The sequence below is a fragment of the uncultured Sulfitobacter sp. genome (assembly GCF_947497275.1).
In the GTDB taxonomy this organism is placed as follows: domain Bacteria; phylum Pseudomonadota; class Alphaproteobacteria; order Rhodobacterales; family Rhodobacteraceae; genus Sulfitobacter.
The window spans coordinates 397312-418098 of record NZ_CANMFS010000003.1 but is presented as its reverse complement, the minus strand read 5'-3'; the positions used below and the strand labels follow the sequence as shown (position 1 = coordinate 418098).

Genomic DNA, 20787 nt, shown 5'->3' with positions numbered 1-20787 from the left:
GGACGCCTCGCTTGAGATGACTGGCTGAGGGACCCGGACGGAGACACCTCCCCGTCCGGTCGGGCATTAGCCCTTGTTTATGGCTTCCTGCACCGCTTCGCCGAGGGTTGCGGGGCTGTCCGCAACAACGATACCCGCTTCGCGCATGGCTTCGATCTTGCTTTCCGCGTCGCCCTTGCCGCCGGCGACAATGGCGCCCGCGTGGCCCATGCGGCGGCCGGGAGGGGCAGTGCGGCCTGCGATGAAGCCTGCGGTAGGCTTCCAGCGGCCTTTTTTCTTTTCGTCGGCAAGGAACTGTGCCGCCTCTTCCTCGGCGGTGCCGCCGATTTCACCGATCATGATGATGGAGGTGGTTTCGGGATCGGCAAGGAACATCTCGAGCACGTCGATATGCTCGGTCCCCTTGATCGGGTCGCCGCCGATACCCACGGCGGAGGACTGGCCGAGGCCAAGATCGGTTGTCTGTTTCACGGCCTCATAGGTAAGTGTGCCGGAGCGCGAGACAACCCCGCAGGAGCCGCGTTTGTGGATGTGGCCGGGCATGATGCCGATCTTGCACGCACCCGGCGTGATGACGCCGGGACAGTTCGGTCCGATCAGGCGCGATTTGGAACCGTCGAGCGCGCGCGCGACGCGCATCATGTCGAGAACGGGGATACCTTCGGTGATGCAGACGATCAGCTCCATTTCCGCGTCGATGGCTTCGAGGATGGAATCTGCGGCGAAGGGCGGGGGCACATAGATCACCGAGGCGTTGGCCTCGGTTTCATGCCGGGCCTCGTGGACCGAATTGTAGACCGGCAGGTCGAGATGCGTCTGCCCGCCTTTGCCCGGTGTCACCCCGCCGACCATTTTCGTGCCATAGGCGATGGCCTGTTCGGTGTGGAACGTCCCCTGCGAGCCGGTGAGGCCCTGACAGATGACTTTGGTGTTTTCGTCTACGAGTACGGCCATGTTGATATGTTCTTTCTGTTGTCTTCGTGTTTCGGGGCGCCCGGATGCGGGCGCGGTGAGTGAAAAGGCGGCGCTTAGCGGGCCGCCCTGAGCGGGCGCGCGGCGAGGACGATGGCGATGCCGAGCATCAAGGGGATGCCCAGTTCGCCGATCTCCTCGACCACCGCGATGGAGTTGTTCAGATCTTCGCTGATGGTGATGCCGAAGGGAGCAAGCTTGCGTCCCAGACCGTCGATGGCCTTGTAAAAGCCGATGAACACCACGCCGACCAGCACCGCCAGCGCGACAGGGCTGCGCTGGGCCAGACCGCGCAGGAAGGGTTTCGTTTCATGCCACAGCAGGATCGCGAGGGTGGCGAGGATGGCAAGGAGCAGCGCGCTGGACCAGATCAGTTCGCCCGTCGGGACGGTATCGCCGGTGTATTGGCGCGCTTTCAGCAGGCCTTCGGTAAAGGGACGCTTGTCGAGGTCGAGTTCGCGTCCCGCGAAAAGTGCGAGTACGACCGGGAAGTACCAGCGCGCACGGGTTTCGGCGCGCGGCCACAGCGCGACGATGAGGCCGATGCAAACGATGTAGCCGATGGCGGACAGCGTCTCTACCGGGCCGCCTTCGGTCAGCAGAGGCTTGCGCGCGGAAAGCGGCAGGGCCCCCACGATGGCCATCAGCGCGAAGACGGACGCGGTTGCCGCAAGCACCAGCGCGTTGCCGCGTGGATGGGCCGCGCGCGCCGTCATTGCGATGCCTCCGTCAGCGGATTGAGCCGTTCGACGTTTATGAATGTCTCTGCCCCGTCTGCACCGTGCCGCGTGCCGACCTGTACGACGGCGATACGGCGCGGGTTGAGTAGGCGGGCGGCAATGAATTCGGTGCCGGGCTGCGCGGCGAAAGCGGCGGGCACGGCGGTTTGGGCGCGGATGCCTTCGCGCGCGAGGCCGGTGATCGCGCCGTTCCTTGCGGTTTCCACATGCATCCCGTCAAAGGCGACCTCGCAGCGGCGGTCGGTGCCGGGGGTGGGCGCGCGGCCCGTCGCGGGGGAAGGCGCATCCGACGCGAAGGGGGCGGTGTCGTAGAAATCCACGCGGACTCCGGGGCGCGCGATGTCCGCATGCGCCGTCTCGGCGGTCAGGTAGGGGTTAAAACAATGATTACCGAACGCGCGTGCGGCGTCGGCTGCCACGGCGGACGGATCCGCCGAAGCGGGCGCCGCGAAAAGCGCGCCTGCAAGGGCAAGGAAGATATCGCGCTCTGCGGACATCAGAACAGTGTCTCCTCTTCCTCGACCAGCTCGTCGAGTGCGCGCACCATGATGAGCGCAGCCCCTACGACCAGGAGTGACCGTGCGACCGACCGCGTGAGGTTGTGCGGCATCAGTCTGGCCACCCCGTCGCGGGCCTTGCGCGCGGCGCGGCGCGCGCCCCGGTCGCGGTGGGGACGGTCACGTTCCGGCTCTGGCAGCTCGAGCGCGCTGGGCTGCCAGTTGCGCAGGATGAGGCCGACACCCAACAAAGCGACCCCCGCGATGATCGGGGAACTTGGAGCGAGGTCGCGTGGGTCGATGTCTTGCATTGCGATATCCTCAGTTGGTTCAGGCGCGCGGGGCGTTGCTGTCTCGGTCAGCGGACCAGCAGCCGGGCACTGTCTTGTTCCCGTGGGCCTTTGCGCGCGTTATCGTATCCCGGACCGTCCCGCGCACCTTCGCCTCTGGCCGGTCGCCATTGTACGCATCCTGTGAGGGTTGCGCACAAGACGCCGGTGCAGAAGGGAGGTCCGCAGGGGTCCGGGCATTCCGCACGCGGGCGCCTTAGCCCTTGACCGCTTTGACGATTTTCTGGGCGCCGTCTTTCAGGTCGTCGGCGGCGATGACGTCGAGGCCGGAGTTGTTGATGATGGCTTTGCCCTCGTCGACGTTGGTTCCTTCGAGGCGCACGACCAGCGGCACTTGCAGGCCGACTTCTTTCACCGCGGCCACGACACCTTCGGCGATCACGTCGCAGCGCATGATGCCGCCGAAGATGTTCACGAGGATACCTTTGACCTGCGGATCGGAGGTGATGATCTTGAACGCTTCGGTCACTTTTTCCTTGGTCGCGCCGCCGCCCACGTCGAGGAAGTTGGCGGGTTCGGCTCCGTAGAGCTTGATGATGTCCATCGTGGCCATCGCCAAACCCGCGCCGTTGACCATGCAGCCGATCTCGCCGTCGAGGGCGATGTAGTTGAGATCGTACTTGGAGGCTTCAAGCTCCTTGGGGTCTTCTTCTGTGGTGTCGCGCAACTCGGCGATGTCGGCCTGGCGGTAGATCGCGTTGCCGTCAAAGGACACCTTGGCATCGAGCACCTTGAGATCGCCGCTGTCGGTGACGATCAGGGGGTTGATTTCGAGCATCTCCATGTCTTTTTCCATGAACGCCTTGTAGAGCGTTCCCATCAGGCCGACGCATTGTTTGACGGCCTTGCCTTCGAGGCCGAGCGCGAAAGCGACGCGGCGACCGTGGAAGGGTTGGAAACCCGTTGCGGGGTCGACCGAAAAGCTGACGATTTTCTCAGGCGTGCTCGCGGCAACCTCTTCGATGTCCATGCCGCCTTCGGTGGAGCAGACGAAGCCGACACGCTGGGTCGCGCGGTCGACGAGCAGGGCGAGGTAGAGTTCGGTTTCGATGCCGGAGCCGTCTTCGATGTAGACACGGTTGACCTGTTTGCCTTCCGGGCCGGTCTGGTGGGTGACGAGGGTGCGGCCCAGCATTTTCCGGGCTTCCTCGGCGGCCTCCTCGACTGATTTGGCAAGACGGACACCGCCGCCTTCACCCGCGTCGGCTTCCTTGAATTTACCTTTGCCACGGCCGCCCGCATGGATCTGCGCCTTTACCACCCACAGCGGGCCGTCCATTTCGCCGGCGGCGTTCTTGGCGTTTTCGGACTTGAGTACAACGCGCCCGTCTGACACTGGCGCACCATAGCTGCGCAGGAGGGCTTTGGCCTGATATTCGTGGATGTTCATGTGGAATCGGTCCCGTTATTGTTGGACAGGGCACGATGCGCACCCTTCTGATAAGGCTCGCGGAGAAGCTTTTCGAAGTTGTGAACAGATATCCATAGAAAAGCGACATTTGTGATCACACGGTGAAAACGTGTGATCACAAAACGGGCGATTATTGCCTTTCAATTGACGGATAGGTCCAGGATCAGGACGAAAGGACGGGGCCGGCGATACGGAGGATTCTCTCGCGGATTTTCAGACCACCGTCATACAGGCAGTTTTCGCGCCATGGGCGACGGCCTGGCTGACTGAACCAAGGGTGATGGATTTGACGGAGCCCAGACCGCGCCGCCCGAGGATGATCAGATCGGCGTGCGTCGCGTCGGCAGTTTTCAGGATGAATTCGGAGGGCTGGGTTTTGCCGATGTGGACCTCGGCCAAATCGACGCCGAGCGCCTTCGCGTCGGCGCGCGCCTTTTCGACCATCTTTTCGCCGGCCTCGTTGATTTTATTCTGCGAAGGCGGTGTGCCGAGGCCGCTGACGTAGGGGCCAAAGACAATCGGCGGGCTGTCTTGTTGCGGCGTATGCACCACATGCAGCGCGGCGCCATGGGTTTTGGCCATGTCGCAGGCCAGTTCGAGTGCGTGTTGCGCGTGGTCCGAGCCGTCGTAGGCCAGCAAAATCGTCTTGAACATCGTCTCTCTCCTCGGTTGTTTCGGGGAGAACCGTAACAGACGATTGGCGCGGAAACCTTGATGCGGATCAAGACCGCGCGCGGCGCGTCGGTGCAGCGCGCGGTATGTGCATCGGCTACAGAGGCATCAGGGCCCAGTAGTCGAGATCGAGCAGGACGTCGCCGGTGTATTTGCCGTCCGGTCCACGCAGATCGAAGGGCGCGCCGCCCTTTGTCGCGACGAGGCGCAGGCGGATGGCGCCGATACCGGGTGCGGCGGTTTCGGCCTTGTCCAGCACTTCGGACCACGCGCGGATGGTGTCGCCCGCGAGACACGGATTGGCATGTGCGCCGCCGTTGAGGCCAACGATCATCTGCGCATTGGCAAGCCCGTTGAACGACAGCGCGCGCGCCATCGAGATGACGTGGCCGCCGTAGATCAGGCGGCTGCCGTCGGGGCGGGCGGAGGTGTCGAAATGGACCTTGGCCGTGTTCTGCCACAGGCGGGTGGCCATCATGTGTTCGGCCTCTTCCACGGTGACGCCATCGACGTGGTCGATCGTTTCGCCGATGTCGTAGTCGCCCCAGCGGTGCGGTTCTCCGGCGAGATCGAAGTTGTAGCCGGTGAAATCCAGGCCCTCGGGGATGACCAGATCGGACGCGGCAATCGCATCCGGCAGATCCGGCACCACCGTATCGGGGGCGGGGGCGTCGGCGTTGCGTTTGCGCACCATCACCCAGCGGACGTATTCAAGCACCGCTTCGTCGTGCTGGTTCAGGCCGGTGGTGCGCACGTAGACCACGCCCGTTTTGCCGTTTGAGTTCTGTTTCAGGCCGATGACCTCGGACTGCGACCGCAGCGTATCGCCAGGCCAGACCGGCAGGAGCCAGCGACCCTGTGCGTAGCCCAGATTGGCAACGGCGTTCAGCGACACATCCGGCACCGTCTTGCCGAACACGACGTGAAACGCGATCATGTCGTCGAGCGGGCTGAACGGCAGGCCGCAGTCCTGCGCGAACTGGTCCGAGGAATAGAGCGCGTGGCGTGCGGGGTAGAGTGCGTGATAGAGCGCGCGTTCGCCCATCTTGACGGTGCGCGGAACGGCGTGAGTCAGGACCTGCCCGATGCTGTAGTCTTCGAAAAAGCGGCCCGCGTTGGTTTTCGTCGTCATGTCAGTGCGCTCCTAGTTTGGTGTCGGGGGTATAGGTGCCTTCGACCTCTTTCGTCACCGCCTGCCCGCAGCGCATGATGCCTGCGGCGTGGTCCCAGGTTTGCGTGGGTGTGCCGTAAAGCTCCCACCCCTTGTTAAGGGCGTCGGTGACTTTGTGACAGAACGCGGATGTGTCTTCTTCGGACAGGAAGCGATAGAGTTTCATGCGGTTTCCTTATGCGAACGGACTGACGCCGAGGGCGTAGTGGATGGCGCTGATCACGATCAGCAGGACGATGCTGATGACGGCGAGACGGATGTAGGTCTTGGCCCCGGCGGCGGCGGGCGGGGTCCAGTCGGGTTCGGCGCGGTTGATCAGGATGACGGAACCGACGGCCCATGCCAGCATGCTGCCGAACAGCACAATCGACGCCAGATCGCCGTTGACCAGCAAATGCGCGAGCGCCCAGATCTTGACGCCGAGCAGTTGCGGGTGACGGGTCTTGTAGGCGGGCCATGCTTTCGCGCCTTTTGCGGCACTTGAGCCATAGACCCAGAGCGCCAGCAGCATCAGCAGGTTGTTGACGTGGGTGAGGAAGGCGGGTGGATACCAGACGTTGATGAACTCGGCGCTGCGGTAGCCGATGATCATCAGGACCAGCCCGCCTACGATCGCAAGGGCGATGACGCCCTTGCCCGCGGTGCCCATCCGGGCGCGCAGGTCGGGGGCGAAGCGTTTGAAATAGTGGGCGGCGACCCACAGGAGAATGCCGAGAATCAATAGGGTCATGGGGCGTGCTCCGCGCTGAGGGCTTCGATGGCTTCATGTTTTGCCAGTGTTTCGCGTGCGGTTGCAACATGAAGGTTTTCGACGATCTTGCCGTCGACCACCGCGACGCCCTGTCCGGTCGCCTCGCATTCCTCGAATGCGGCGATCTGGCGGCGGGCCAGGTCGATTTCATCGTCGGACGGGGAGAAGGCGGCGTTGGCCACGGCCAGTTGCGCGGGGTGGATCAGGGTCTTGCCATCGAACCCCATATCGCGGCCCTGATCGCATTCGACCTTGAGGCCGTCGTCGTCTTTGAACGCGTTGTAGACACCGTCGATCAGCGCGATGCCGTGTGCCTTGCCCGCAAGGACGCACAGGCCGAGGCCGGTGATCAGAGGCAGGCGGTCGGCGCGGAAGCGGGTCTGCAGATCCTTCGCCAGATCGTTGGTGCCCATCACCATCCCCTGCAACGATCGGTGTCCGGCGATCGCGGCGGCGTTGAGCATGCCGCCTGGCGTCTCCATCATTGCCCAGAGCGGGATGTCACCGACGATTTCGGCCAGCGCCTCCAGGTCGGCGGGGGTGTTCACCTTGGGCAGCAGAATCGCATCGGCGCCCATTTTTGCCGCCGCTTTCGCGTCGTCGGCCCCCCACTCGGTGTCGAGACCGTTGATGCGGATGATTTTCATCCGTGCGCCGTAGCCGTCGGTTTGAAGCGCCTCTGCGAGCGTCGCGCGCGCGGCGGCTTTCTCTTCCGGGATCACCGCATCTTCGAGGTCGAAGATGATCGCATCCGCCGGCAGGCCGCGCGCCTTGTCGAGCGCGCGCGGCTTGGAACCGGGGATGTAGAGGACGGACCGCAGCGGACGGGCAATGGATGGCATGGGAGCTCCTTTCGAGAGGCACGAAACAATATTGCGCGCAAAGGGCCATTTTTGGGCGAAAAGTTCAAGCGATAAGGTGCCGCATCGCAGCGAATATGTGAAGGCAACGCCCTTGGCACGGTGCGTTAACCTCGTTTTCAATCCCTCGGGCGCAGGATCATAGCGGTGCAGGCTGGCGCAGCAGGTGTCCCGGGGGCGACTTTGCGGGGGGCGCGGGTCGCTTTGCACATTTTCTCGAACCGGGGGCGCCCGGGTTTCGCCGACCGGTGAGTGTGCCGACGCGTTCCGAAACCTGCCGCAGCCGCTTTCGTAAAACGGAAAGGCACAGGAAATGACTCGAACGGCGAAGATACTTCATCTGGTGGGGCTGACAGCGGCCTCGGCTCTTTTGATCGCGCTGTCGGGGACGGCGCAGGCGCAGGCCCGAAACTGCGGCCTGCGCGAAGCGGTGGTGCAGCGCCTTGCCGAACGCTTTGGCGAAACGCGGCAGTCGATGGGCCTTGGCAGCAACAATGACATGGTCGAGGTGTTTGCCAGTCCCGAAACCGGCAGCTGGACCATCCTTGTGACCCAGCCGACCGGCGTTGCGTGCCTTGTCGCGTCGGGCCAGTCGTTCGAGCGGCTTGCGGAAAACCTGCCCGCTGCGGGGAACGACGCCTGAGGGTCAGGTCAGCCCGTCCCAGATCAGCTTGATCCCCGTGAGGGTCAGCAAGATGTAGGTGAGGGCAAAGAACAGCCGTTCCGGCACCAGCCGGTGCGCGCGTACGCCCAGCCAGGTGCCCACCAGCGCAAACGGGACCAGCACGAGATTGGCCTGGACCGTTTCGAGCGTGAACAGGCCGAGAAAGGCGTAGGGTACGAACTTTGCGATGTTGAGCACCCAGAAGATGAGAACGGAAGTCGCCTGATATTCCGTTTTGTTCAATCCGCGCGAGAGCAGGAAGACAGCCGCGGGAGGGCCGCCCGCATGGCTGATGAAGCTGGTAAAGCCCGCGGCGACGCCGGCAGCAAGGCCGGCCCCGTCCGGCATATGCCGCCCGCCCATCCGTACAAGGCCGCGCGCCACGCTGACCTGCCACAGCACGAAGCCGACCGAAACGCCGCCGATCAGAAGCCTGAGCAGATCGGGCGATGCAACGCGGTAGAGGGCAGCCCCGAGCGCGACGCCGGGCAACCCGCCAAGAATGATCAGCATGCCGTCGCGCAGCCGCCATTTGCCCCAGTAGGGTTTGAGCGAGGCCGCGTCGATCAGCATCAGCATCGGCAGCATTACTCCCAGCGCAAGCCCCGGATCGACCACGAGTGCCAGGATCGAGGCGGCTGCGAACGCCGCGCCGGAACCGAACCCCGCCTTTGATATTGCCGCGAATACGACAGCGGGACCGGCGATGAGAAAGAAAGCGAGATCGAGATCGAGCATTATCGCTCCTTTTGGGCGGCACCGTGTTCGCAAAGTCTTGCAGGAATGGGGGCGTGCGCAATCGCAAAATCGATGATGCGTCGCGCGCCGCCTGAGGACGAAAGATATTCGATGACCGCGACGGGCCCCGGTCTGGCGGTTTGGCTGCGCACCGCTGCCGAAACCGTGCAGGCGGCGGTGCCGTGATCGAAAATGTCGCGTAACAGCATGTTAAGAAATAAAAGGATAGGCGCAGGATCCCGGCGTGTGTTGGACGACCCGATAGCGCCAGACTGAGACGGCGCGCGCGGCGGTGGGAAACCGCGGTACCAATATGTCATAGATTATATAGATAACAATTTTGTCAGCGGATAGCGGAACGATCACCGGGGGTCCACCGTTGTTGAGGTACACCAAGTGTGGAAAACAAAAACAGTTACTGGAGTTGAAGAATGAAACATATTCTGAGCACAACCGCCGTCATCATGTCCTTGTCCGGAGCCGCCTTTGCAGAGTCCCATGTGACCGCAACGGACGAAACCGATACAATGACAGAAACCACTGAGACAGAAGCCAACGAAAACACAGTGATAAACGACAACGCGACGACCAACACCACGACGACCAACGACGCGACGACCAATACCGTAACGACCGATACCGCAATGGTCGAAGGCATCGGCATGGTCAAAGCGACACCGGAAGACTTTTATGCGTCCGACCTGATCGGCATGCGGATCTATAACGTCGAAAACGACTTGGACACAGCCAGGCCCGTTGTCGATGGCGCCGAAATGGAATGGGACGACATTGGCGAGATCAACGATCTGATCGTGACCGGCGAAGGCAAGGTCAGTGCCGTGATCCTGGGTGTCGGTGGTTTCCTCGGCATTGGCGAGCGTGACGTATCTGTCTCGATGGACGCGATTACCGTTCTCAATGAAGAAGGCGACAGCGATGACCGTTTCCTCGTCGTGAAAACGTCGAAAGAAGAGCTGGAAAACGCTCCGGTCTTCGAACGCGACGAGATGTAAGCGGCACCGCGTCCAAGGCCTGAACGCCGGCTCGCCGGTTGAACAGGACACGCAACGGATCCTTGATCCCTTTGCTGTGGACGCACAGACGCGATTATAGGGGCCATCCGCGCGCGGATGGCCCTTTTCGATTCGGATCCAGGATATGCGTCAGTCAACTTGCGCGTACCGGCTGATGGGTTTATCCCACCTTCAACGCAAACCTCATGGAGTACTGCACATGGCACGAGCCAAAATTGCGCTTATTGGCGCGGGTAATATCGGTGGGACACTTGCCCACCTTGCTGCTGTCAAGGAATTGGGCGACGTGGTGATGTTCGACATCGCCGATGGGCTGCCGCAGGGCAAGGCGCTTGATATTGCGGAGTCCGGTCCTGCCGAGGGCTTTGACGTCAACTTGAAGGGCACGCAGGATTACGCGGATATCGCGGGCGCAGATGTGTGCATCGTGACCGCCGGTGTGGCGCGCAAACCCGGCATGAGCCGCGACGATCTGCTGGGCATCAACCTCAAGGTCATGAAATCGGTCGGCGAGGGGATCGCCGCGCATGCGCCGGATGCATTCGTGATCTGCATCACCAACCCTCTCGATGCGATGGTCTGGGCGCTGCGCGAATTTTCGGGTCTGCCACAGGAGAAAGTCTGTGGCATGGCCGGGGTTCTTGATTCGGCGCGGTTCCGGCATTTCCTCGCCGAGGAATTCTCGGTCTCGATGCGCGATGTTACCGCGTTTGTCCTGGGCGGGCACGGCGATACGATGGTGCCGCTGGTACGGTATTCAACCGTTGCGGGCATTCCGCTGCCCGATCTGGTGAAGATGGGATGGACCACGCAGGAAAAGCTGGACGCGATCGTTCAGCGGACCCGTGACGGCGGTGCCGAGATCGTCGGCCTGCTCAAGACGGGTTCGGCCTTCTATGCCCCCGCAACCAGCGCCATTGAAATGGCTGAAGCCTATCTGAAGGACCAAAAGCGCGTTCTGCCCTGTGCCGCGTACGTCGATGGCGCGTATGGCCTGAACGGGTTCTACGTTGGTGTTCCTACGGTAATCGGGGCCGGCGGGATCGAAAGAGTGGTCGAGATCAGCATGAATAAGGATGAACAATCCATGTTCGACAACTCGGTATCCGCTGTGAAGGGTCTGGTCGACGCCTGCAAGGGCATTGACGGCTCACTCGGTTAAGTCCGGTCAATACACGGAATTGAAAGGCGCGGCGGTCACGGCGCGCCTTTTTGCCTGTCACCGGGTATTTGTGATCACAGACTGGGCGGCGGATAGATTCGGCAGGCTTTGGATCGAGCCGGCTGAGAACACCGATTGCGGCGATGCATCATCCAACGTGATCACAATTTCAACCTTGTGATCACGGATGAACGGGCTGCCGACGGTTTCCCGGGAGTTCCTATGCAAATAGCGGTAACAGTTCGCGAAATCATGCCATGTTCGCGTGACAGGCGCGAAAAATACGCTATCACTAGGCGCAAGTAGCCAAAAAAGGAGCCTGATATGGCCGATGTGAACCGGGGCGATCGTCCCCTGTCGCCTCATATGACGATCTATCGTCCGCAACTTACGTCAATTACATCTATCCTGACGCGGGTCACAGGCAACGCGATGCTTATCACCGCGCTGTTGATCGTCTGGTGGTTCACCGCTGCCGCTGCCGGGGCCGACAGCTTTGCCACCGCGAATGGCTTTTTGACCAGCTGGTTCGGTGATCTGGTGATGCTCCTGTCGGTGTTGGGCCTGTGGTATCATACACTTGCAGGGATCCGGCATCTGATCTGGGACAATGCCGTTCTGATGGATGTGCCCACGGCGGAAAAGCTCGGCTGGGCCTGTATCGGCGGATCCGTCATCCTGACGTTGATCACAGTCGTCGTAGTATAAGGAGCGTCTGAATGGCTTATTTGACAGACCGCAAACGCGCGGTAGGGTTGGGGTCGGCAAAGTCGGGGACCGCGCATTTCTGGGCAATGAAAGTGAGCTCGGTTGCGCTGCTGGTTCTTGTGCCGCTGTTCGTGTTCACCTTCGGTGCGGCGCTGGGCGGGACGTACGAGGAAATCCTAGCCTACTACGCCCGTCCGTTTCCCGCAATTGTCGCGGCCCTGACGCTGGCGGTCGGGTTCAAGCACTTCAATGACGGGGTGCAGACAATGATCGAGGATTACGTGCACGGGATGGCACAGAAGATTTCGATCATCGTGATGACCTGCATCAGCTACGGCGCCGCGGCGCTTGGCGTGTTTGCGATTGTGCGGATGGCGCTCTGAGCCCTGCTGCGACAAAAAGCGTGGCGTTTCGCGCTCGTTGGGCCGTGACGCCGCGCTAGATTAGGTCTGAGCGGCGGTATCTGCGCCGCGCGGGAACATCGAATTTCGGGGCGCGGATGCGTCCAACCGGCGTTCAGGCCGGGGGTAGAGACAGGGTTCAGTACGATGGAACGGACCGACCCGGAAACTTGAGAGGGCACGAGATGGCTGCTTACGATTACGAGACACATGAATACGACGTGGTTGTCGTCGGTGCCGGTGGTGCCGGGCTGCGCGCAACGCTGGGCATGGCGGAGCAGGGCTTGCGCACTGCGTGCATCTCAAAGGTCTTTCCGACCCGTTCGCACACCGTCGCCGCCCAGGGCGGGATCGCGGCGTCGCTGTCGAACATGGGGCCAGACAACTGGCAGTGGCACATGTACGACACCGTAAAGGGGTCTGACTGGCTGGGCGATACGGACGCGATGGAATACCTCGCCCGCGAAGCACCCAAGGCGGTCTACGAGCTTGAGCATTACGGTGTTCCGTTCTCGCGCACCGAAGAGGGCAAGATTTACCAGCGACCTTTCGGCGGTCATACCACCGAATTCGGCGAAGGCCCTCCGGTGCAGCGCACCTGTGCGGCGGCGGACCGGACGGGCCACGCGATCCTGCACACGCTGTACGGCCAGTCGCTCAAGAACAACGCGGAATTCTACATCGAGTATTTCGCGATTGACCTGATCATGTCCGAGGAGGGCGAATGCCAGGGTGTTCTGTGCTGGAAGCTGGATGACGGCACCATGCACCTGTTCTCGGCCAAGATGGTCGTGCTGGCGACGGGCGGTTATGGCCGTGCTTATTTCTCGGCCACGTCGGCGCATACCTGCACCGGCGACGGCGGCGGCATGACCGCGCGCGCCGGTCTGCCCCTGCAGGACATGGAGTTCGTCCAGTTCCACCCGACCGGCATCTACGGTGCGGGGTGTCTGATTACCGAAGGCGCGCGTGGCGAGGGCGGTTATCTGACCAACTCCGAAGGCGAGCGGTTCATGGAACGCTATGCGCCGACCTATAAGGATCTGGCGTCGCGCGACGTTGTTTCACGCTGCATGACAATGGAAATTCGCGAAGGCCGCGGCGTGGGTGAGAAAAGCGATCACATCCACCTGCACCTCAACCACCTGCCACCGGAAACGCTGGACCTGCGTTTGCCGGGGATTTCGGAATCGGCGCGCATCTTTGCCGGTGTCGATCTGACGAAGGAGCCGATCCCCGTGCTGCCAACGGTGCACTACAACATGGGCGGCATTCCGACGAACTATTGGGGTGAAGTGCTCGCACCCACGAAGGACAAGCCTGACAATGTCTCGCCGGGTCTGATGGCCGTGGGCGAGGCGGGCTGTGCCTCGGTGCACGGTGCGAACCGTCTTGGGTCGAATTCCTTGATCGATCTGGTGGTGTTCGGGCGCGCGGCGGCGATCCGCGCCAGAGAAGTGATTGACCCCGCAGCCGCCGTGCCGACGCCGAACAAGCGGTCCGTCGAGGCGGCGTTCAGCCGGTTTGACGGTTTGCGCTATGCAAACGGGCATGTGCCGACCGCCGAGTTGCGGCTGGAAATGCAGAAAACCATGCAGGCGGACGCCGCCGTTTTCCGCACCGACAAGACGCTGGCCGAGGGCGAAGAGAAGATGAAAGGCGTGGCGGGTAAGCTGTCGGATGTGAAAGTGACCGACACGTCGCTGGTCTGGAATTCGGATCTGATGGAGACGCTTGAGCTGACCAACCTGATGCCCAACGCGGTGGCCACGATCACTGCCGCCGCAGCGCGCAAGGAAAGCCGTGGCGCGCACGCGCATGAGGATTATCCCGACCGCGACGACGAGAACTGGCGCAAACACAGCCTTGTCTGGTTCAAGGGCAACGAAGCCAGCCTTGGCTTCCGCGGTGTGCACACGCAGCCCTTGACCAGTCACAACGAAGGCGGGATCGACCTCAAGAAAATCGCACCGAAAGCGCGGGTTTACTGAACATGGGGACGGTAGCGCAGACCGGTCTTGACTGGCCGCAGCCGGAGATTACTCCGGCCTGCGCCTTTCAGGTGTTCGGCATGCGCCGGTCCGGCAACCATGCGATCATCGACTGGCTGATGCGCAATGCACCCGACGGGGCGACAGGCGGTGTGTTTTATAACAATTGTCGCCACGGGAAGGATCCATTGTCGGCGTATGCATCGCTGGATATCTACGATGGGCAGCGCAATATGCTGCCGCACGGGGATATTCCGGATGCGCGCCGCGTGGCCGGTGCGGGCAGCGCGCCGATGATCGTGGTATCCTACGAGGACAGGATGCCCGCACCCGAGGGGCGTCCACAGCGGGCGAGTCAGAACTTTACCGATGCGTCCTTCACCCGCAAGATCGTGATTTATCGCAGCTTTCTGAACTGGACAGCATCGTTGCTGGCGAAGATCAAGCGCAACGACGGGTATGGCGCGACGGACCGGTTGCGGATCATGACGCTGGCCTTTGCGACTTATATTCAGGGGTTGGACAGGATTTCGGATGCGAAAGACATCGTGGCGATCTGCTATGACGACTGGATGGTTTCGGAAAGATACCGCGCCGGTCGTCTTGAGGTACTTGGCCTTGCCGCGCACGATCTGGGACTGGGCAAGGTGCAGCGGTACGGCGGCGGCTCGTCCTTCCAGGCCAAGGCCAGGGATGCGCAGGAATTGCAAAGCACGACACGCGATGCGGATATGGCCGATGACCCGGAATACCTGCTGCTGCTCTGGACGGCGGCGCATGACTTGCGGTTCATGGAGCGGCTGATCGTGCATTTCGAAGAAGACGCGGAACGGCTGGCGACGCTTGCCGAAAGTTCACGGGTGAACATCACCCTGCCAATGCGAAAGGTTGCAGCATGATCCGATGCGTTCTTGTAATGGCGCTGCTGGCGCTGACCGCCTGCGCCGAGGTGCAGACCGCCGCCGACCAGACCGGCCGCCGCGCGGCGCAGTCGGCAGTGACCGAAGTGATCGCGATCAACTTCCCCCAGGTGCCGAAGCCGCTGATCGAGGCGTTCACGGGCTGTGTCATCGATAACGCAGCCGCCGTGGAAGTCCGCGAACTGGCGAAAGCGTCGGTGATCGGGGTCGACCAAACCACAATCGACGTCGTGCGCAGCATTCTGGAGCGGCCCGCGACACAGACATGCCTGCGGACGAACGCGCCGCTGACGATTTAACGGATACAGGCGCCCGACGGGCGCAGGAAGACGCAGAAAAGGAACAGCATCATGGTACAACTGACGCTCCCCAAAAACTCCCGCATGACCAGCGGCAAGACGTGGCCCAAGCCCGACGGCGCGACGAACCTCAAGGAGTTCCACATCTATCGCTGGAATCCCGACGACGGCAAGAACCCTGCGGTCGATACCTATTTCGTCGATATGGACGATTGTGGCCCGATGATTCTGGATGCGCTTATCAAGATCAAGAATGAGATCGACCCGACGCTGACCTTCCGCCGCTCCTGCCGGGAAGGTATCTGTGGATCTTGTGCGATGAACATCGACGGGATCAACACGCTGGCCTGCACCTACGGCATGGCCGAGGTGAAAGGCGTGGTAAAGATCTATCCGCTGCCGCACATGCCCGTGGTCAAGGACCTGATCCCGGACCTGACACATTTCTACGCGCAGCACGCCTCCATCAAGCCGTGGCTGGAAACGGAGACACCGGCCCCCGCGAAGGAATGGAAGCAGAGCATCGAGGACCGCGCCAAGCTGGACGGTCTGTACGAGTGCATCATGTGTGCCTGCTGTTCGACGTCCTGCCCCAGCTACTGGTGGAACGGCGACCGCTACCTTGGGCCAGCCGCCTTGTTGCATGCGTACCGCTGGATCATCGACAGCCGTGACGAGGGCACCGGCGAGCGTCTGGACGAGCTGGAAGACCCGTTCAAACTGTACCGCTGCCACACGATCATGAACTGCGCCAAGACCTGCCCCAAAGGGTTGAACCCGGCGTTGGCGATCAGCCAGATCAAGAAGTTGATGGTCGAACGTACCGTTTGAGTTCGGCTGTCGGATGGATACGGGAAAAGCGGCGGTCCAGATTGCCGTATCTCTCTGTGGCCCTGCGTAGGGTGTGTGTTGTGGGTGTAGGCTGATGTTGTTGATCCTGCTTCCCATCGCTTTCGCGCTCGTCGTGTATTTTGCTTGGCGTAACAGGGGCGTGCGCGGATGCCGGTGGCGTGAAGATCGCAGCGGCGACAAGGGTACGTTGCGAATGTACAGGTGCACTGCCTGCGGGGCGGAGGCGTTTACCGCGACGAAAGGACCGCCGGAAACCTGCAAGAGAGGGCTTGGCGGTCCACAACTTTGATCGGTCAGGCCGAAGGGGTCGGTAATGGCTTGCGATCGGGCTTGCGTCGGACGACGCGGCCCGGTCTTATCCGAGATATATGACCATGAACTATCAGACAGATGAAATGAGCCAGCCCGCCGATGCGGACGCGCGCCGCGCCGTCCCTCCCGTGATCTGTTATCCGGTCGAGACGTTGCCGCAGCCCGACATGGCGATGCTGGACGCGGCGCGCGAAATGCTTGTGAAAACAGGAGACGTGATCGTGCCCGCGCGCGATGCCTCGACGTTCGAGGTGCCCGCCGGGCATTTCTTTCGCATCACGTCCATCGAGGGTGCGCAGGTGGGGGATCTGAACCTGTGGCACGCGCATGATCTGTCGGAGCGGTTCTATTCAGGCAAGACGCGGGCGCTGCACGGGACACACATCACACGCGGCGCCCGGATGTGGAGCGCGTTTCCGCATCTGCGCCCGATGGCGACGCTGACCCATGACAGTCTGGCGTGGTACGGCAAGGATGCGTTTGGCGGGGCGGTGCATGATGTGATCGGCACCCGATGCGATCCCTACACGCACAATCTGCTGTCGGGCGGGCAGTACCATCATTGTTGTCATTCCAATCTGACCCGCGCGCTGGCCGCGCATCTGGGTGTCGATGTCGCAGAGGCGGAGCCGCATGTGCACGATGTTCTGAACGTCTTCATGTGCACGGGGTTTACGCGCGATACGGGGCAATATTTCATGAAGGCGAGCCCGGTCCGTCCGGGCGACACGCTTGAATTCTTTGCCGAGATTGATTTGCTCGGTGCGCTGAGTGCGTGTCCGGGCGGCGATTGCAGCACGATTCATTCAAGTGATCGGGCGCAATGCCATCCCCTGCAAGTGGAGATTTTCGCGCCCCGAAGCGACGCCTTGTCCGGATGGCGCAGCCCACGGTCGAACGCCTACGACCGCAGCCACGGGGCGTAGTCTCAAGCGTCGGGAAACGCTGCCTCAAGCGCTATTTCGACCATATCTCCGAACGACTGCTCGCGGTCCTGCGCGGGCACCGCTTCGCCGGTTTGTAGGTGGTCGGACACCGTCAGGATCGCCAGCGCACGGCGTTTATGGCGCGCGGCCAGCGTATAAAGCTCCGCCGCCTCCATCTCCACGCCGAGAATACCGTGACGCGCCATCTGCTCGTCCAGATCGGGCCGCTCGGCGTAGAACACATCCGACGAATAGATACCGCCGACATGGGTTTGCACGGTGCGCGCCTGCGCGGCAGTGACGGCGGCGTTGAGCAAGCTCCAATCCGCGCAAGGCGCGAAATTGATATCACGCAGAATGGCGGAGGAGGGTGAGGTCAGCGTGCTGGCGGTCATTGCGATGATTACATCGCGGATGCCGACATCGGGTTGCATTGCGCCGCAGGACCCAATGCGGATCAGGGTTTGCGCGCCGTAGGTGGTGATCAATTCGTTGGCGTAGATGGACAGCGACGGCATCCCCATACCGGACCCCTGAATCGTGACGCGGTTGCCCTTCCACGTTCCGGTGAACCCCAGCATGCCGCGCACCCGATTGATACACTCAGGACCGTCGAGAAACGTCTCGGCGGCCCATTTGGCGCGTAACGGATCGCCCGGCATCAATACGGTTTCTGCGATCTGGCCAACGTCCGCGCCGATGTGAACGGTCATAGTTCTCTCCTGTTGGGGGTCGGCGCGAGGATGCCGAACCAATACTGCGAGAGCAAGGTCGAACTGGCAGTCTTGTCTCGCGTCCGCAGGCGGGGGAAAACGCAGCGTATTCTGACGTGGGCCGAAGACGCGGGCGCGCGCGAGGGCGGTTTACCGATCACGATTGCGAGTGGGTCACGCAGGTTCGGGTCGGCAGGAATTAGCCCGCACATGCGCGTATTTCCGCGCAGTAGGCAATGGCCGCTAAATCTCCATTGCGGAGGGCGGCGTGCCTTTTTCAACTTCGGCGCGAAACCAATTCGGCTGCCGGCCTTTGCCGGTCCAAGTCTGCGTCCGGTCGGCGGGATTTGCATACTTGGGCTTGGATGGCTTCGACGGCTTGCCGGCGGCCTTGCTCTTTTTCGGTTTTACCGGTGTATTATCGTCTAACTCATTGAGAGAAAAGCCAAATTCAGCTGCGGCTTTCTCGGCGGCCTTGCGCGCATCGCGGCGATCGCGAGCCTGCGCCGACGCCAATGCTTTCTTGACGTCCGCCAAAAGCTTTTCCAGCTCTTTCCGGCTCATTGATTTCAGGTCATTTGACATTCGAAAGGGCTCCATAATGATAATGGAGCCTTTACCCTATTCAGAAAAGAATTACAGCCTTAATTCTCCGGCAGCTACTTGACAGCTATTCGGCGGCGACAGGTGCGGGATCCACCAGCGTGACGATATCGCTCATGATCGTATTCAATTCGAAATCTTTGGGGGTGTAGACCCGCGATACGCCCATTGCCAAAAGCCGCTTTTCATCCTCGTCGGGGATGATGCCGCCGACGATGACCGGAATATGGCCCAGCCCTGCATCGCGCATCTGGGTCATCAGATCTTCGACCAGCGGGATATGCGAGCCCGAAAGGATCGAAAGCCCCACAACATGGGCGTCGTCCTCGCGTGCGGCGGTGACGATTTCGGACGGCGTGAGACGGATGCCTTCGTAAGAGATGTCCATGCCGCAGTCGCGGGCGCGCACCGCGATCTGTTCGGCACCGTTGGAATGTCCGTCGAGGCCCGGCTTGCCCACAAGGAATTTGAGGCGGCGCCCCAGGCGGTCGCTTACTGTATCGACGGCGGCGCGCAGATCGTCCAGGCCTTCGGTCTTGTTCGACTGGCCTTTGCCGACGCCGGTGGGGCCGCGGTATTCGCCGTGCACGGCGCGCATCTGTTCGGCCCATTCGCCGGTGGTCACACCCGCCTTGGCCGCGATGATCGAAGCGGGCATGATATTGCGCCCCTCGGCGGCTGCGGCGCGCAAATCGGCAAGGGCGGATTTCACCGCCTGTGTATCGCGCTGGTCGCGCCAGGCGTTCAGGCGGTCGATCTGGTCCGCTTCGGCAGCGGGATCTACGGTCATGATGCCGCCGTCTTCGGACATCAGCGGCGAAGGTTCGCCCTTTTGCCATTTGTTCACACCGACCACGACGGTTTCGCCTGCCTCGATCCGGCCCAACCGTTCGGCGTTGCTGTCGACGAGACGCGATTTCATGTAGTCGATGGCGTCAATCGCGCCGCCCATGCCGTCGAGATGTGCAAGCTGGGCGCGCGCGCCATCCTTGAGCGCCTCGACCTTGGCATCGACCGCCGGGTTGCCGTCGAACAGGTCGTCGAATTCCAGCAGATCGGTCTCGTAGGCCATGATCTGCTGCATTCGCATCGACCATTGCTGGTCCCACGGGCGCGGCAGGCCCAGTGCCTCGTTCCACGCCGGCAGTTGCACGGCGCGGGCGCGGGCCTTTTTGCTCAGCGTGACGGCGAGCATTTCGATCAGGATGCGGTAGACGTTGTTTTCGGGCTGTTGTTCGGTCAGGCCGAGAGAGTTCACCTGCACGCCGTAGCGGAAGCGGCGGTATTTGGGATCGGTCACGCCATAGCGCGTCTCGCAGATTTCGTCCCACAGATCGACGAAAGCGCGCATCTTGCACATCTCGGTGACGAACCGGATGCCGGCGTTCACGAAGAATGAGATGCGGCCCACAAGGGCAGGGAAGTCTTCCTCGGCCACGCGGGGGCGCAGCTGATCGAGCACGGCGGTGGCGGTGGCAAGCGCAAAGGAAAGCTCCTGCTCGGGTGTCGCACCGGCCTCTTGCAGGTGGTAGGAACACACGTTCATCGGGTTCCATTTCGGCACCGATGTATAACAGTACTCGGCCACGTCCGCGATCATCTTGAGCGAGGGGGCAGGCGGGCAGATATAGGTGCCGCGCGACAGGTATTCCTTGATCAGGTCGTTCTGCACGGTACCTTGCAACTTGGAGACATCGGCGCCCTGTTCCTCGGCCACGGCGATATAGAGCGACAACAGCCACGGCGCGGTCGCGTTGATCGTCATCGACGTGTTCATCTGTTCCAGCGGGATCTGGTCGAAGAGCGTGCGCATGTCACCCAGATGCCCGACTGGCACGCCGACCTTGCCGACTTCGCCACGGCTCAGGACATGATCGCTGTCATAGCCGGTTTGCGTCGGCAGATCGAACGCAACGGAAAGGCCGGTCTGACCCTTGGCCAGATTTCCCCGGTAGAGGGCATTCGACGCTTCGGCGGTGGAATGTCCGGCATAGGTGCGGATAAGCCAGGGGCGGTCTTTCTGAGGGGCATCGGTCATCG

At 61.9% G+C, this 20787-nt stretch carries 24 protein-coding genes; 10 read left to right on the top strand and 14 right to left on the bottom strand.

Annotated elements, in window-relative coordinates:
* Positions 1–66: 66 nt before the first annotated feature.
* The 10 genes from sucD to Q1A06_RS08775 all read right to left on the bottom strand — a co-directional run bounded on the left by sucD (position 67) and on the right by Q1A06_RS08775 (position 7406).
* Positions 67–954: a succinate--CoA ligase subunit alpha gene (gene sucD / locus Q1A06_RS08820; RefSeq protein ID WP_299561744.1), complete on the bottom strand. Its 888-nt coding sequence runs from the start codon at positions 952–954 to the stop codon at positions 67–69.
* A gap of 74 nt (positions 955–1028) precedes the next feature.
* The gene (locus Q1A06_RS08815) at positions 1029–1688 is read right to left on the bottom strand and encodes a hypothetical protein (RefSeq protein ID WP_299561741.1); all 660 of its coding nucleotides are present in this window, start codon (positions 1686–1688) and stop codon (positions 1029–1031) included.
* Entirely contained in the window at positions 1685–2209 is a 525-nt protein-coding gene (locus tag Q1A06_RS08810) for a succinyl-CoA synthetase subunit beta (protein ID WP_299561738.1), read from the bottom strand. Before Q1A06_RS08810 ends, Q1A06_RS08815 begins: the two co-directional genes overlap by 4 nt.
* Positions 2209–2520, bottom strand: a complete 312-nt coding sequence (locus Q1A06_RS08805; RefSeq protein ID WP_299561735.1) for a hypothetical protein — start codon at positions 2518–2520, stop codon at positions 2209–2211. Before Q1A06_RS08805 ends, Q1A06_RS08810 begins: the two co-directional genes overlap by 1 nt.
* 235 nt (positions 2521–2755) lie before the next feature.
* Positions 2756–3949, bottom strand: coding sequence for an ADP-forming succinate--CoA ligase subunit beta (gene sucC / locus Q1A06_RS08800; RefSeq protein ID WP_299561732.1), 1194 nt, complete (start codon positions 3947–3949; stop codon positions 2756–2758).
* Positions 3950–4183: 234 nt separating this feature from the next.
* Entirely contained in the window at positions 4184–4624 is a 441-nt protein-coding gene (locus tag Q1A06_RS08795; protein ID WP_299561729.1) for a universal stress protein, read from the bottom strand.
* A gap of 115 nt (positions 4625–4739) precedes the next feature.
* Entirely contained in the window at positions 4740–5774 is a 1035-nt protein-coding gene (locus tag Q1A06_RS08790) for a MaoC family dehydratase (RefSeq protein ID WP_299561726.1), read from the bottom strand.
* Between the two features lies 1 nt (position 5775).
* Positions 5776–5979 (bottom strand): DUF1737 domain-containing protein, encoded by a 204-nt coding sequence (locus Q1A06_RS08785; protein WP_273460137.1) that lies wholly within the window; start codon positions 5977–5979, stop codon positions 5776–5778.
* A gap of 9 nt (positions 5980–5988) precedes the next feature.
* Positions 5989–6543 carry an NnrU family protein gene (locus Q1A06_RS08780; RefSeq protein WP_299561708.1) on the bottom strand — a complete coding sequence of 185 codons (555 nt, stop codon included), beginning with the start codon at positions 6541–6543 and terminating at the stop codon, positions 5989–5991.
* Positions 6540–7406, bottom strand: coding sequence for a CoA ester lyase (locus tag Q1A06_RS08775; protein WP_299561705.1), 867 nt, complete (start codon positions 7404–7406; stop codon positions 6540–6542). Before Q1A06_RS08775 ends, Q1A06_RS08780 begins: the two co-directional genes overlap by 4 nt.
* A 331-nt stretch (positions 7407–7737) precedes the next feature.
* On the opposite strand from Q1A06_RS08775, the gene Q1A06_RS08770 reads away from it, so the two are divergent.
* Entirely contained in the window at positions 7738–8067 is a 330-nt protein-coding gene (locus tag Q1A06_RS08770; protein ID WP_299561702.1) for a hypothetical protein, read from the top strand.
* A 3-nt stretch (positions 8068–8070) separates the two neighbouring features.
* On the opposite strand, the gene Q1A06_RS08765 is transcribed toward Q1A06_RS08770, so the two are convergent.
* Complete coding sequence (locus tag Q1A06_RS08765) at positions 8071–8826, bottom strand: sulfite exporter TauE/SafE family protein (protein WP_299561699.1); 756 nt, start codon at positions 8824–8826, stop codon at positions 8071–8073.
* 431 nt (positions 8827–9257) lie between these two features.
* Here Q1A06_RS08765 and Q1A06_RS08760 point away from each other — a divergent pair, with 431 nt between their 5' ends.
* From Q1A06_RS08760 to Q1A06_RS08715, 9 genes are all read left to right on the top strand, one after another.
* The gene (locus tag Q1A06_RS08760) at positions 9258–9839 is read left to right on the top strand and encodes a PRC-barrel domain-containing protein (protein WP_299561696.1); all 582 of its coding nucleotides are present in this window, start codon (positions 9258–9260) and stop codon (positions 9837–9839) included.
* Between the two features lie 220 nt (positions 9840–10059).
* The gene (mdh, locus tag Q1A06_RS08755) at positions 10060–11022 is read left to right on the top strand and encodes a malate dehydrogenase (RefSeq protein WP_299561693.1); all 963 of its coding nucleotides are present in this window, start codon (positions 10060–10062) and stop codon (positions 11020–11022) included.
* Positions 11023–11346: 324 nt separating this feature from the next.
* Positions 11347–11730: a succinate dehydrogenase, cytochrome b556 subunit gene (gene sdhC, locus Q1A06_RS08750; protein ID WP_299561690.1), complete on the top strand. Its 384-nt coding sequence runs from the start codon at positions 11347–11349 to the stop codon at positions 11728–11730.
* 11 nt (positions 11731–11741) lie between these two features.
* Positions 11742–12113 (top strand): succinate dehydrogenase, hydrophobic membrane anchor protein, encoded by a 372-nt coding sequence (gene sdhD / locus Q1A06_RS08745; RefSeq protein WP_299561687.1) that lies wholly within the window; start codon positions 11742–11744, stop codon positions 12111–12113.
* Positions 12114–12316: 203 nt separating this feature from the next.
* Positions 12317–14122 carry a succinate dehydrogenase flavoprotein subunit gene (gene sdhA / locus Q1A06_RS08740; RefSeq protein ID WP_299561684.1) on the top strand — a complete coding sequence of 602 codons (1806 nt, stop codon included), beginning with the start codon at positions 12317–12319 and terminating at the stop codon, positions 14120–14122.
* Between the two features lie 2 nt (positions 14123–14124).
* The gene (locus tag Q1A06_RS08735; RefSeq protein WP_299561681.1) at positions 14125–15021 is read left to right on the top strand and encodes a hypothetical protein; all 897 of its coding nucleotides are present in this window, start codon (positions 14125–14127) and stop codon (positions 15019–15021) included.
* Complete coding sequence (locus Q1A06_RS08730) at positions 15018–15341, top strand: hypothetical protein (protein ID WP_299561678.1); 324 nt, start codon at positions 15018–15020, stop codon at positions 15339–15341. Before Q1A06_RS08735 ends, Q1A06_RS08730 begins: the two co-directional genes overlap by 4 nt.
* Positions 15342–15392: 51 nt before the next feature.
* Entirely contained in the window at positions 15393–16172 is a 780-nt protein-coding gene (locus tag Q1A06_RS08725; RefSeq protein ID WP_299561676.1) for a succinate dehydrogenase iron-sulfur subunit, read from the top strand.
* A gap of 416 nt (positions 16173–16588) precedes the next feature.
* Complete coding sequence (locus Q1A06_RS08715) at positions 16589–17431, top strand: DUF1989 domain-containing protein (protein ID WP_299562072.1); 843 nt, start codon at positions 16589–16591, stop codon at positions 17429–17431.
* A 2-nt stretch (positions 17432–17433) separates the two neighbouring features.
* Here the strand turns inward: Q1A06_RS08715 and deoD are convergent, their stop codons facing one another.
* The 3 genes from deoD to Q1A06_RS08700 all read right to left on the bottom strand — a co-directional run bounded on the left by deoD (position 17434) and on the right by Q1A06_RS08700 (position 20785).
* Complete coding sequence (deoD, locus tag Q1A06_RS08710; protein WP_299561670.1) at positions 17434–18144, bottom strand: purine-nucleoside phosphorylase; 711 nt, start codon at positions 18142–18144, stop codon at positions 17434–17436.
* Between the two features lie 243 nt (positions 18145–18387).
* The gene (locus Q1A06_RS08705) at positions 18388–18729 is read right to left on the bottom strand and encodes an H-NS histone family protein (RefSeq protein WP_299561667.1); all 342 of its coding nucleotides are present in this window, start codon (positions 18727–18729) and stop codon (positions 18388–18390) included.
* Positions 18730–18814: 85 nt separating this feature from the next.
* Positions 18815–20785: a protein meaA gene (locus tag Q1A06_RS08700; protein WP_299561664.1), complete on the bottom strand. Its 1971-nt coding sequence runs from the start codon at positions 20783–20785 to the stop codon at positions 18815–18817.
* Positions 20786–20787 lie beyond the last annotated feature (2 nt).